Here is a 12,346-nt window from a genome sequence, read left to right as displayed (position 1 = left end):
CCCGCAGCGGCGGTTTTCCGGCGCGCCGGGCGGCCGTAGCCGCGGCGGATTGCAGGCCGGCCGCTGTCCGGCGGAGCGCGGCGGGGTGCAAACCCGCCGCCGCCCCTACCCCAGGGCCCGTTCCGCCGCCGCGGCCAGCCGCAACAGCCTCGCCTCGGTCATCGGCGGCGCAAGCATCTGCATGCCACAGGACGGCACCCCGGTCGGCAGGCTCATCCCGCAGCCGCCCATCAGATTGCCGATCCGGGTGTTGCGCAGGGTCAGCAGGTTCTCGGTCACATAATACTCGGCATCGCTCAACAGCCGCTCGTGATCCGGGGGCAGGTTGGCCGCCGTCGGCATCAGCACGGCGTCATATCCGGCCGTGGCCGCGAAATAGGCCGCCTTGCAGCGCTTCAGGACGTTCCCCGCCACGATCAGCGCGCTGGCCCGGGCCTCGGCGCCGCCGCGGAACCGCTCCAGGATCGGTGCGAACATTTTCTCGGGCGCGGCCTCGATCACCTCGCCCCAGGTGCCGTAGGCCTCGGGCGTGTAGAGGATGCCCGAGAGCGCCATCGCCTCGGCCACTTCCGGCACCGCGAGAGCCTCGACCCGCGCGCCGGCAGCGCGCAGCCGGTCGATGGCGCTCAGGAATGCCGCGCGCGGGGCCTCGCGCAGCCCGTCCATCGCCACCGTTTCGAGCACCGCGAAGCGCCGCCCCGCGAGCGACGCGCCGCGCAAATCGACCGGCTTGCGCCCTTCGAGCGCGGCCAGCAACAGCGCCGCATCCTCGACCGTGCGCGCCAGCGGGCCGACGCTGTCGAAGGAGGGCACCAGCGGCACCACGCCGTCGGTCGAGATCCGGCCATGGGTCGTCTTGAGGCCGACCAGATCGTTCCAGGCCGCCGGAATGCGCACCGACCCGCCAGTGTCGGAGCCGATCGCCCCGGCGGCGAGCCCATAGGCCACCGAGGTCGCCGCGCCCGAGGACGAGCCGCCCGGAACCGCGCCCTCGCCATTGACGCAGGGCGGGGTGGCGGTGATCGGGTTCAACCCGAGGCCGGAAAAGGCGAATTCGCTCATATGGGTCTTGCCGAGACAGACCAGACCGGCGGCGCCGGCCGTGCGCAAGACCTCGGCATCCCGCACCGGCACCCGCCCTTCGAGCAGCGCGCTGCCGGATTCGGTGGCCACGCCGGCAGTGTCAAAGAGATCCTTCCACGACACCGGAACCCCGTCGAGCAGCGACAGTCGCTGCCCCGTGCGGGCGCGCGCGGCCGCCGCCGCGGCTTCGGCCCTGGCGCGGGTTTCGGTCAGACGGGCATAGGTGCTGGCGCCATGCTCATGGGCGGCGATTGCCGCCAGATAGGCCTCGGTCAGCGCCTCGGGGTCGATCTCGCCCGCACCGATGCCGCGTCCCAGCTCCGCCGCCGTCATCCAAAGCCAGTCCTGCATGTCGCGCCTCCTTTTGCCCGGACGGTAGCGGCGTTGACACGCATGGACAATCCCGCCGCGCGGGTCATATTCGCGCCATGACCTATGACAGCGATATCCTGATCGTCGGCGGCGGGCTCAATGGTCCGCTTCTGGCGCTGGCAGCGGCCCGATCCGGGTTTTCCGCCACCGTGATCGACGCGCAATCGGCCCAGGCCCGGCGCGCCGACAATTTCGACGGCCGCTCCTACGCGCTGGCGCTGGCCTCGCAGCGAATGCTGGCGGCGCTGGGGCTCTGGGACAGGCTCGCCCCGGAAGCGCAGCCGATGCACGACATCAAGGTCTCGGACGGCCGCGCCGGCGAAGGGCCGTCGCCCTTCGTGCTGCATTTCGACCATCACGAGATCGAGGAAGGCCCGATGGGCTTCATGGTCGAAGACCGCCACCTGCGCCGCCGCCTGCTGGACGCCATGGCGGATGAACCCGCGATCACCCATCTGCCGGGCGAGACTGTCACCGCGCAGGAGACCGACAGCCGGCGCGCCGGCGTCACGCTGGACTCGGGCCGCACCCTCACCGGACGGCTGCTGATCGGCTGCGACGGCCGCGCCTCGGGCACCGCCCGGCGCGCCGGCATCACCCGCACCGAACACGACTACGGCCAGACCGCGCTGGTCTGTGCCATCGGCCATGCCCGCCCGCACGATGGCTGCGCGCATCAGTTCTTCATGCCCGCCGGACCGCTGGCCATCCTGCCGCTGACCGGCAATCGCAGCTCGATCGTCTGGAGCGAGAGCCATGAACAGGCGGCAGCCATCAACGCGCTTTCCGACGCGGATTATCTCGAGATCCTGCGGCCCCGCTTCGGCGATTTCCTGGGTGAGATATCCCTTGCCGGCGCGCGGTTTTCCTATCCGCTGCGCCTGTCGCTGGCCGATGCGCTCACCGCGCCGCGCCTCGCGCTTGTCGGCGATGCCGCCCACGGCCTGCATCCGATTGCCGGACAGGGGCTGAACGCCGGCTTCCGCGACATCGCCGCCCTGGCCGAAGTGCTGACCTTGGCCGCCCGGCGCGGCGAAGACATCGCCAGTCCGCTGGTGCTCGACCGCTACGCCGCATGGCGCCGCTTCGACATCACCACGCTGGCCAGTGCGACCGATGTCTTCAACCGCCTGTTTTCCAACGACAACCCGATTTTGCGCGCCACCCGTGACATCGGCCTGGGGCTGGTCAACGCGGTCCCTTCCCTGCGCCGCGGCTTCATCCGCGAGGCCGCCGGGCTGACCGGCGATGTGCCACGTCTGATGCAGGGCAAGCCGCTGTAGCGCCCCCGCGCCAGCCCCGCGCCGGCAGGGGTCTGGCCAAACCGGACCGGGGTCCCGGCGCGGCGGCCGGGACGCGGGAGGTGACAAAAGCGCTCTCCCCGCCCCGGCCCCGCGCCGGGGCCTCGCGTTCCAAGAAAATCAGCAAACGCCAGACGCGCGGCCTCAGGCCTCGCGGCCCCAATCGGCGTCCTGCATCTCCCGAAGTCGCGAAGCGGTGCGCTCGAACTCGAAGGCGCCCGAGCCCTCGAGGTAGAGGAATTCCGGCGCCGCCGCGGCGCTGGCCACCAGCTTGACCCGCGCCTCGTACAGCGCGTCCACCAGCGTCACGAAGCGTTTCGCCTCGTTGAAATTGCTGCGGCCAAGCTGCGGGATGTTCTCGAGGATCAGCACCCGCGCCGCCTCGGCCAGCGCCAGGTAATCCGCCGGCCCCAGCGGCCGGCCGCAGAGGTCATAGAAGCTTGCCCGCGCCACGCCGTTGTGAAACGCCGGGATCTCGACCTGGCGCTTGTTGACCACCAGGGTCAGCGGCGCCCCCTGCCCGCCGGTCAGGTGCTCCCAGACCTGCTCGATCTCACGCCGGGCGCGGTCGTCGGCGGGGGTGAAATAGACCTGCGCGCCCGACAGGCGGTCCTGCCGGTAGTCGCGCGGGCTGACCAACTCCCAGACCTCGAGGTTCTGCTTGATGATCTCGATGAATGGCAGAAAGAGCTGGCGGTTCAGCCCGTCCTTGTAGAGATCGTCCGGCACCCGGTTCGAGGTGGTCACCACCACCACGCCGGCGGCGAACAGGAATTCGAACAACCGGCCCACCACCATGGCGTCGGTGATATCGGTGATCTGCATCTCGTCGAAGGCGAGGCAGCGCAGCCCTTCGGCCACCTGTTTGGCCACCGGCGCCAGCGCATCCTTGGCACCGGATTGCCGGGCGGCGTGCATGCCCTTGTGAATCTCCTGCATGAAGGCGTGGAAATGCACCCGGCGGACGGCAATGTCCTGCGCCTGAAGCGCTTCGACAAAGAGATCCATGAGCATCGATTTGCCGCGCCCGACCCCGCCCCAGAGATAGAGCCCCCTGGGCGGCTCCGGCGCCTTGCGAAACAGCCCGCGCTTGACCGGCTGGGCCAGGCCGGCGCGGATGCGTTCGAATTCCGCCAGCACGGCCTGTTGGGCGTCGTCCGGCTCCAGCGTCCCTGCGACCACCCGGGCGGCATAAATGTCCTGTATCGTCATCATGAGATGCACATAACGCGCGGGACCTGCCTTGCCCAGAGCGCGCATACCGGCCCCCCCGCGGCCCCGTTCCGGCCCCCGTGCCGGAACCTCCCGGACCGCGCAGAGGGCGAGGCCCGGATCAGGCTCGGGGCGCGATCGCCCCGGGTGCATTCCGGGGCTGAATTGTATCCATCACAATTGCTGAATTGACCGGCCGTTCAGATCAGCTAATGTCGCCGGCGTTTCTCTGACGGAGGCCGCCATGCAGGCCCGCACGCCGCTTTTCACGCCCGTCCTGATTGTCGGGTGCTTCATCATGTTGCTGAGCTTTGCCATCCGGGCGAGCTTTGGCGTCTTTCAGATCCCGATTGCCGAGGAATTCGGCTGGCTCAGGGCCGAGTTTTCGCTGGCCATCGCCATCCAGAACCTGGCCTGGGGCATCGGCCAGCCGCTGTTCGGCATGGTCGGCGAGCGGCTGGGCGACCGGGTGGCGATCGTGCTGGGCGGGGTGATGTATGCGGCCGGGCTGGTGCTGTCGTCGCTGGCGGTGACGCCGGAAGCGCATCAGCTGCTCGAGGTGCTGGTGGGCTTCGGCATCGCCGGCACCGGGTTCGGCGTGATCCTCGCGGTGGTGGGCCGGGCCAGTTCAGACGAGAATCGCTCGATGAGCCTTGCCATTGCCACCGCGGCGGGCAGCGCCGGGCAGGTCTTTGGCGCGCCGGTGGCGGAATACCTGCTGGGGCTGATGTCCTGGCAGAGCGTCTTTCTGGTCTTCGCGGTGGTGATCCTCGCCGCGCTGCTGGCGCTGCCCCTGATGCGCGCACCGCAGCCCGTCAGCAAGCTCGAGCTCGAGGAAAGCATGGGCGCGATCCTGGGCCGGGCCTTTCGCGATCCGTCTTATACGCTGATCTTCCTCGGCTTTTTCTCCTGTGGGTATCAGCTGGCTTTTGTCACCGCGCATTTTCCGGCGCTGGTGACCGAGATGAGCCGCCCCGTCCTGCCCGGCGGCGTGTTGTACAATATCGGCATCACCACCACGTCGGCGCTGGGGGCCTGGGCGATTTCGCTGATCGGTCTGGCCAATATCGCCGGCACTCTGGCCGCCGGCTACCTCGGCAAGCGCTACTCCAAGAAATACCTGCTGGCCGGCATCTATGCCGCCCGGACAATCGTTGCGGCGGCCTTCATCATGTTTCCGATCACCCCGGCGACGGTGCTGCTGTTTTCGGTTTCCATGGGCGCGCTTTGGCTGGCGACGGTGCCGCTGACCTCGGGGCTGATCGCGCATCTCTACGGGCTGCGCTACATGGGCACGCTTTACGGCATCGTCTTTTTCAGCCACCAGCTCGGCAGTTTCCTCGGCGTCTGGCTGGGCGGCCGGATGTATGACCTTTACGGCGATTACACCATGGTCTGGTGGATCGGCGTCGGTGTCGGGGCGTTTTCGGCGGTGGTGCATCTGCCGGTCAAGGAAAACCGGCCGCTGCCGGTCACGGCCTGAGCGCAGGCCGCGCGCTGCACCCCTAGCCGTCGGACCATTGATCGAGGATATGCTGCGCCGTCATCAGGTCGAGATGCGCGCCACCGCCGTTCTTGAACACGGTGATCTCGTCCTCGCGCTGCCGGGTCATCGCTTCGGGCTGATAGAAATCGGCCAACAGGTCCTCTCGGGCAATCGCCCCTGACTTCAGCGGAATCGCGATCTCGCCGATATGCCCGATGGTGGTGTCGAAACTGTCGACAAAGACCCGCCCGCGTTGCAGCGCCGCGTCATCGACCTCGCGCATGTCGGCACGGTAGGCGCCGATCAGGTTGAGGTGCTGGCCCGGCTGCAACCAGTCACCACGGATCACCGGCTCGGTGGCCATGGTGGCAGAGACCACGATGTCCGCCGCCCGCACCGCCGCCTCGAGTTCCCCGGCCACCGCCATGCCGGGGCAGTCGGCCGCCAGCGCCTCGGCCTTGGCGCGGGTGCGGTTCCAGACCGTGAAGCGGGCATCCGGAAACCCGGCGCCAAAGGCCTCGAACAACGAGCGCGCCACCGTGCCCGCGCCGACGATCAGCACGTTGCGCGCATCTTTGCGCGCCAGCCGCAGGGCGCCGAGCAGCGAATCCCCGGCGGTCTTCCATTTGGTCACAAGGTGGAAATCCACCATCGCCTTGAGTACCCCGGTGCGGTCGTCGAACAGGCTGACCGCACCGTTGATCGTGGGCAGACCGGCCTCGGTATTGCCGGGGTGGATCGTCGCCGTCTTGACCAATGCGCCCAGCCCGTCGATCCAGGCGGCGCGGCTCAGAAGCGTATCGCCGCCGCGCCGCAGGAAGGTGTCGCCGATCTCGGCCTCGGGCAGCCTGTGGCCCGCCGCCAGCGCCTCGGTCAGTCGCAGCCAGTCAAGCCGCGCCTCGCCCTCGTCGAATCCGATGATAGGAATGCTCATTCCGCCTCCTCTTTTTCCAACAGTCCCTCGGCCACCAGCCGGTCGGCCCAGCCCTCCACACCCTCGAAGTGATGCACCTGCCAACCGCGCGATTGCGCCATGGCGATATTGTCGGCCCGGTCGTCGACAAAGAGCAGCCCGGCCGGTGCCACGCCACAGGTGCTCTCGAGCAGCTCGTAGATGCGCGGCTCGGGCTTGATCGCGCCGATATGGCCCGAGATGTAGCGCTGATCGAACTCGGTCAGGAACGGGTAATGGGCGCAGGCGATGTCAAAGGTCGCGCGGCCGAAATTCGACAGGGCAAACACCGGCACGCCCCGCGCCCGCAGCGCCCGCAGCAGCCGCACAGACCGGTCGATGGCGGGGCTGGCCATCTCGATCCAGTTGTCATGCCAACAGGCGATATCCTCGGCCCAGCCGGGATGATCCGCCGCCAGCGCCGAAACCGAGGCAGCGAAATCGACGCCCCTGTCGACCTCGTCGTTCATCGCCAGGAGCGGCACCTCGGAAAACAGCTGCCTGCGCCGCTCGGCCCCGAGCCGCGCATCGAAGAAACGCTCGGGGTTCCACTCGATCAGCACGTTGCCAATGTCGAAAACGACGGCCTCGACCGGCATCAGACGCCCTCCACGGTCTGGATCACCCCGGCCTCGATACCGCGGCGGCTCTTGATCACGTGGTTGACGCGGCGCAGCGCGGCCGGATGCGCCGGATCGAGCACGCCCAACCGGATCAGCAGCTGCGCCATCATCGCCTCGCTGGCGCGGGTAGCGCCATCGGCGATCTTGAGCGCAATGCCGAGGCCCTGCCGCGGCAGGATCGCGGTATAGACGCCATCGGCGCCGGTCTTGATCGCCACGCCGTCCATGGCGCGCATCAGCTCGGTGCAGGCGCGGGTTTCGCCGGCCACCAGCTCGGGGTGCTCATGCATCGCCGACACCAGCCGGGCGGCGGCCCGGCTCTGGGTGTCACTGCGCTGATGGGCGCTGGCAAACCAGGCCATGGCGCGGGCGACGCCCTGCAACGAGGCGGCGAAATTCGGCGCCGAACAGCCGTCGATACCATAGCCCGGGCTGGTCTCGCCGGTGACCTCCTCATAGGCTGCCAGAACGGCGCGCTGAACCGGGTGATCGGGCAGGACGTATTCGGGACCGCCGCCGAGATGCTTGTTGAGCATCAGGAAGCCGCAATGCTTGCCGGAACAATTGTTGTGCACCTGGCAGGGCCGCGCATCGGCCTTGATCAGCTCGGCCTGCGCCGGCCGGTCGTCGGGCCATTGCGGGCCGCAGCGCAGGTCGTCCTCGCCCAACCCCAGGCTCTCGAGCCAGGCCCTGGCGAGGTCGGTGTGGATCGCGGCGCCATCGTGGCTGGCACAGACCAGCGCCAGCCGGCGGCTGTCGAGATCGTCCCCGGCGCCACTGCTCAGGAGCGGCAGCGCCTGGATCATCTTGATCGAGGAGCGCGGCAGGATCACCGCCTCGGGGTCGCCCCAGGCCTCGGTGATCTCGCCGCCGGCATCACAGATCACGGCATGCCCGTGATGCAGGCTTTCAAGGAAGGGACCGCGTCGTATTTCGACCAGCGGGACAGCGGCGGCATGGGGATTTGGGGTCATCAAACACCGTTCAAATATTGGCGATTTTCTGCCAACGGGCCTTTCGCCCGTCGCACCTTTGACGCTAATGTGCTTTTGTCGAGAAGAAAACGGCCGCGTGGCAAACCCGAAGCAAAATCACGGGGCAGCGCGGCCTTGTTATTGTAGTTGAGGCTAGGACAGCTTGGAGGCTGGACATATGATTCTTCCCTTTGCCCGCAGCATGGCCGCCGTGATCGCACTGGCGGCGGCAACGGCCGTGGCAGCGCAGCAGGAAAGCACCAATCGCGTCGCGGCCCAGACGGATTGGAGCGTCTTCACCGAGGACGATCCCAAGGAATGCTGGGCGGTGACACGGCCCAAGGAAACGGTGAACACCCGCGATGGCCGGGTGGTGGCGGTGCGGCGGGGCGATATCCTGTTGTTTGCCTTCTTCCGGCCCGAGGCTGGGGTGAACACGCCGCAGATCACCTTTACCGGCGGCTATCCCTTTGCCAGCGGTTCGACGGTGACCGTCGATATCGACGGCACCGAGTTCGAGATGTTCACCGAGGGTGAATGGGCCTGGGCGGCGTCGCCGAGCGACGATGCCAAGATCGTGACGGCGATGAAGCGCGGCTCGGCGGCGGTGCTGACCGCACGCTCGTCGCGCGGGACGGTCACCAAGGACACCTTCTCGCTTCTGGGGTTCACCGCGATGATCGAGGATGCCGAAAACCGCTGCGCCGGCTGATCGGCCTGCGCCCTGACCCGGGCGCTTTGGTGGGCGACTTGTCGCAAAGGGGCGGGAATCCTTTTGATTCCGCGCCCGAATCCTATATGTGGGGCACTTCTTTCGGAAAATGAGCCGCTGACATGACCGCGCCGATCACCCAGGATGTGATGACCATCCCCCGCAAGCTGCCCGAAGGCGGCAAGACCAACCTCGTTGGCCTGACCCGTGACGCCATGCGCGACGCGCTGCTGGCGATCGGCACGCCCGAGAAGCAGGCAAAGATGCGCGTGGGCCAGATCTGGCAGTGGATCTACCAATGGGGTGTGCGCGACTTCGACGCCATGACCAATCTGTCGAAGGCCTACCGCGCTGAGCTGGCAGAGCATTTCAGCATCGATGTGCCCAAACTGGTGTCAAAGAACGTCAGCGCCGACGGCACCCGGAAATACCTGGTGCGGATTGCCGGCGGCCACGAGGTCGAGGTGGTCTATATCCCCGAGGCCGATCGCGGGACGCTCTGCATTTCCAGCCAGGTGGGTTGCACGCTGACCTGCTCCTTCTGTCACACCGGCACCCAGAAACTGGTGCGCAACCTGACCGCCGGCGAGATCATCGGCCAGGTCATGCTGGCGCGTGACGACCTGGGGGAATGGCCGGAAAAGGGCGCACCCAAGAACGAAACGCGGCTGCTGAGCAACATCGTGCTGATGGGCATGGGCGAGCCGCTCTACAATTTCGAGAACGTGCGCGACGCGATGAAAATCGCCATGGACGCCGAGGGCATCCAGCTCTCGCGCCGTCGCATCACGCTCTCGACCTCCGGCGTGGTGCCCGAGATCGCGCGCACGGCCGAGGAGATCGGCTGCCTGCTGGCGGTCAGCTTCCACGCCACCACCGACGAGACCCGCAACAAGCTGGTGCCGATCAACAAGCGCTGGAACATCGAAGAGCTGCTGGGCGCGCTGCGCGACTATCCGCGTCTGTCGAACTCCGAGCGGATCACCTTTGAATATGTCATGCTGAAAGGCGTGAACGACAGCGATGCCGACGCCCGCCGGCTCGTCAAGCTGATCCAGGGCATTCCGGCCAAGATCAACCTGATCCCGTTCAACGAATGGCCCGGCTCGCCCTACGAGCGCTCGGACTGGGAGCGGATCGAGAAATTCGCCGATATCGTGCACAAGGCCGGCTATGCCAGCCCGATCCGCACACCGCGGGGCGAAGACATCATGGCGGCCTGCGGCCAGCTGAAATCCGCCACCGAACGAGCGCGCAAGTCGCGCAAGGAGATCGCGGCGGAAACCGGCCTCTGAGCGCAACCGTCCCGGGCCTGACCCGGGACCTCCTGGCGGCCGGCGAGGCCCCGGTTCAGGCCCGGGGCGGGGGTTCAGCGATCACACGCCACGCGCGCCTGACAGGCGCGCCGCCCCACCCAGCCCTGCAATCGCTACCGCACCGGCGCAAACAGCGCATCCTGCAAGGTGCAATCGCGCACCACGTCGCGCCCGCAGGGCACCGGCTCCATCTCCAGCGACAGGCAGATCCGCGCTTCCTGGATACGCCCGTCGCGGCAGGTCACGGTGATCCCGTCTGCTTCGAGCGCCGGGTTGTCCTTGAGAAAGGCCTCCTCCACCACCGCCGCCGGCAGCCGCACAGGGCGGTCGAGTTTGCGAAACACCTCCGGCCGCACCACCGCCTCGTAAGCCGCACGCGAGGCCTCGAAATAGCCCGCCGCCGAGAGCCCTGAACAGCTGCCGTGTTTCTTCCACTGGTGCCAGGCGAGCCCGGCCGTGCCCATGATATCGCTCATGTCGCGGGTCATCGCCCGCGATGGCGGGCGCTCGGCCGTCGGGCAATAGGCCGGCCAGCCGCGCTGGTACTGTGGCCAGAGACCATGCAACGTCCAGCCAAAGTCGTGACGCGGATCACATTGCTCAGACCCCTTGGCATCGCCCTCGATCTCGCACCAGTTCGGCGACCAGCTCAGCGCCAGCACCCAATAGTCGAAATCGCCGGCTTTCTCGCCATCGGCCCGGGCCATCAGCGGCAGGCAGAGCACCGCGCACAGAGCAATCACACGCATTTTTACTTCCCTTTCGCGGTTTGCGGCACTATAAGCCTCCGAAGTTCCCCGACAATGGAAACCGTTCCGGCAGAGACCGGGACAGCCCAATCCAGGCGACGGGAGAGTTTTGTTTTCAAGGAGACCGCCGCATGGCCAAACTGCTGCACCCCAAGGCAACCGCCGTCTGGCTGGTGGACAACACCACGCTGACCTTCAAGCAGATCGCCGATTTCACCGGCATGCATGAGCTCGAGGTTCAGGGCATCGCCGACGGCGATGTCGCCGCCGGTGTCAAGGGCTTCGACCCGATTGCCAACAACCAGCTGACCCAGGCCGACATCGACAAGGCCGAGGCCAACCCGCTGGCCAAGCTGAAGCTCAAGTTCAATCCCGCAGCCCACGACGAGGACAAGCGCCGGGGCCCGCGCTACACGCCGCTTTCGAAGCGTCAGGACCGGCCGAACTCGATCCTCTGGCTGGTGAAATTCCACCCCGAGCTGGCCGACAGCCAGATCGCCAAGCTGGTGGGCACCACCAAGCCGACGATCCAGTCGATCCGCGAGCGCACCCACTGGAACATCGCCAACATGCAGCCGATCGATCCGGTGGCGCTGGGGCTCTGCAAGCAGACCGAGCTTGACGCCGCCGTGCAGAAGGCGGCCAAGAAACGCGCCGCCGAAGGCGAGGCGATGTCGGACGACGAGCGCCGCAAGCTGCTCTCGACCGAGCAGAGCCTTGAAATGGCGCCCGAGCCGCGCATGCCGACCGCCATCGAGGGGCTGGAAACCTTTTCGTTGTCCGACAGTGACGACGACGAGGAAGAGGACAACCGCGACATCCGCGATGCCGACAGCTTCTTCAACCTGCCCGGCGGAGATGACGACGAAGACGAACAGCCCTGAGCCCGCTCAGACAATCCGCTCAGACAAGACCCCGGCAGCCCATCTGCCGGGGTCTTTCTTTGCCCGGCGGTCATCACGGTTGATAACGTCACCGCAAGCGGCCGCCCTGGCCTCTGGTGGCGCGGCGGACACCCGCACATCTGTCACTGACCGGCGCCCCGGACAGGCCCGGCAGGATCACAGGATCAGGACAGACAAGGGACACCATGACCAAGAAGATCACCAGCACCGCGACACATCTTGCCCTAGCCGGGCTTGCCGGCGAACTCAGCTTCGAGGCTTATGCCTGGCTGATATCGCCTTCGCTCTTCGGCGTGCAGCTTGAACCGGCCAATCTGGTCATCGGCCTGACGCGGATGGCCAGCGGGGTGCAGGTGCCTTATGCGGCGGCCTTTGCCGTGCATGTGCTGATCGGAGTGTTCGGATTTGCTGCCACGGTCTGGGCGGTCAAGCGGCTCTCTGGCGTCGGCCATGCGGCCGCCGGTCTCGGCGCCGGGGTCCTGCTCTGGTTCGTGGCGCAGGGCATCCTCGCGCCGGCGATGGGGCGCAGCTTCATGATGGGGTTCGGCGCCTACACGCAATCGTCCTTTGTCGGTCACGTCGGCATGGCGCTGGTCATCGGGCTGGTCTGGCAATGGCTCGCCCGAGCCCGCAGCAACGTGCCCGAGACGGCCTGAACCGG

Annotated in this window: 12 protein-coding genes; 6 read left to right on the top strand and 6 right to left on the bottom strand. The window is 67.4% G+C overall.

Annotation, left to right across the window (positions count from 1 at the left end; all coding sequences use genetic code 11):
• Positions 1–105: 105 nt before the first annotated feature.
• Complete coding sequence (locus BMW90_RS12800) at positions 106–1,434, bottom strand: amidase (protein WP_074836972.1); 1,329 nt, start codon at positions 1,432–1,434, stop codon at positions 106–108.
• A gap of 77 nt (positions 1,435–1,511) precedes the next feature.
• Between BMW90_RS12800 and BMW90_RS12795 the strand changes: the two genes are divergently transcribed.
• The gene (locus BMW90_RS12795; RefSeq protein WP_074836971.1) at positions 1,512–2,738 is read left to right on the top strand and encodes a UbiH/UbiF/VisC/COQ6 family ubiquinone biosynthesis hydroxylase; all 1,227 of its coding nucleotides are present in this window, start codon (positions 1,512–1,514) and stop codon (positions 2,736–2,738) included.
• A 162-nt stretch (positions 2,739–2,900) separates the two neighbouring features.
• Here BMW90_RS12795 and zapE read toward each other — a convergent pair whose 3' ends face one another.
• Positions 2,901–3,971 carry a cell division protein ZapE gene (zapE, locus tag BMW90_RS12790; protein WP_074837033.1) on the bottom strand — a complete coding sequence of 357 codons (1,071 nt, stop codon included), beginning with the start codon at positions 3,969–3,971 and terminating at the stop codon, positions 2,901–2,903.
• A 241-nt stretch (positions 3,972–4,212) separates the two neighbouring features.
• On the opposite strand from zapE, the gene BMW90_RS12785 reads away from it, so the two are divergent.
• Positions 4,213–5,451, top strand: coding sequence for an MFS transporter (locus BMW90_RS12785; RefSeq protein WP_074836970.1), 1,239 nt, complete (start codon positions 4,213–4,215; stop codon positions 5,449–5,451).
• A 22-nt stretch (positions 5,452–5,473) separates the two neighbouring features.
• Here the strand turns inward: BMW90_RS12785 and BMW90_RS12780 are convergent, their stop codons facing one another.
• Genes BMW90_RS12780 through BMW90_RS12770 form a run of 3 tightly spaced genes read right to left on the bottom strand, consistent with a single transcriptional unit; the run spans position 5,474 to position 8,003 of the window.
• On the bottom strand, positions 5,474–6,388 hold the full coding sequence (locus BMW90_RS12780) for an ornithine cyclodeaminase family protein (RefSeq protein ID WP_074836969.1): 915 nt from the start codon (positions 6,386–6,388) through the stop codon (positions 5,474–5,476).
• The gene (locus BMW90_RS12775; protein ID WP_074836968.1) at positions 6,385–7,005 is read right to left on the bottom strand and encodes an HAD family hydrolase; all 621 of its coding nucleotides are present in this window, start codon (positions 7,003–7,005) and stop codon (positions 6,385–6,387) included. Before BMW90_RS12775 ends, BMW90_RS12780 begins: the two co-directional genes overlap by 4 nt.
• The gene (locus BMW90_RS12770) at positions 7,005–8,003 is read right to left on the bottom strand and encodes an asparaginase (RefSeq protein WP_074836967.1); all 999 of its coding nucleotides are present in this window, start codon (positions 8,001–8,003) and stop codon (positions 7,005–7,007) included. Before BMW90_RS12770 ends, BMW90_RS12775 begins: the two co-directional genes overlap by 1 nt.
• 178 nt (positions 8,004–8,181) lie before the next feature.
• Here BMW90_RS12770 and BMW90_RS12765 point away from each other — a divergent pair, with 178 nt between their 5' ends.
• The gene (locus tag BMW90_RS12765; protein ID WP_048529411.1) at positions 8,182–8,715 is read left to right on the top strand and encodes an invasion associated locus B family protein; all 534 of its coding nucleotides are present in this window, start codon (positions 8,182–8,184) and stop codon (positions 8,713–8,715) included.
• Between the two features lie 122 nt (positions 8,716–8,837).
• On the top strand, positions 8,838–10,010 hold the full coding sequence (gene rlmN / locus BMW90_RS12760; RefSeq protein ID WP_074836966.1) for a dual-specificity RNA methyltransferase RlmN: 1,173 nt from the start codon (positions 8,838–8,840) through the stop codon (positions 10,008–10,010).
• 134 nt (positions 10,011–10,144) lie between these two features.
• On the opposite strand, the gene BMW90_RS12755 is transcribed toward rlmN, so the two are convergent.
• Positions 10,145–10,780: a ribonuclease T2 family protein gene (locus BMW90_RS12755; protein ID WP_048529408.1), complete on the bottom strand. Its 636-nt coding sequence runs from the start codon at positions 10,778–10,780 to the stop codon at positions 10,145–10,147.
• Between the two features lie 131 nt (positions 10,781–10,911).
• Here BMW90_RS12755 and BMW90_RS12750 point away from each other — a divergent pair, with 131 nt between their 5' ends.
• Both BMW90_RS12750 and BMW90_RS12745 read left to right on the top strand, forming a co-directional pair.
• Entirely contained in the window at positions 10,912–11,664 is a 753-nt protein-coding gene (locus BMW90_RS12750; RefSeq protein WP_048529406.1) for a DUF1013 domain-containing protein, read from the top strand.
• A 206-nt stretch (positions 11,665–11,870) separates the two neighbouring features.
• Positions 11,871–12,341 (top strand): hypothetical protein, encoded by a 471-nt coding sequence (locus tag BMW90_RS12745; protein ID WP_074836965.1) that lies wholly within the window; start codon positions 11,871–11,873, stop codon positions 12,339–12,341.
• Positions 12,342–12,346 lie beyond the last annotated feature (5 nt).

It is taken from the genome of Marinovum algicola (assembly GCF_900109145.1).
GTDB lineage: Bacteria > Pseudomonadota > Alphaproteobacteria > Rhodobacterales > Rhodobacteraceae > Marinovum > Marinovum algicola.
This window is presented reverse-complemented; position numbering and strand designations above follow the sequence as displayed.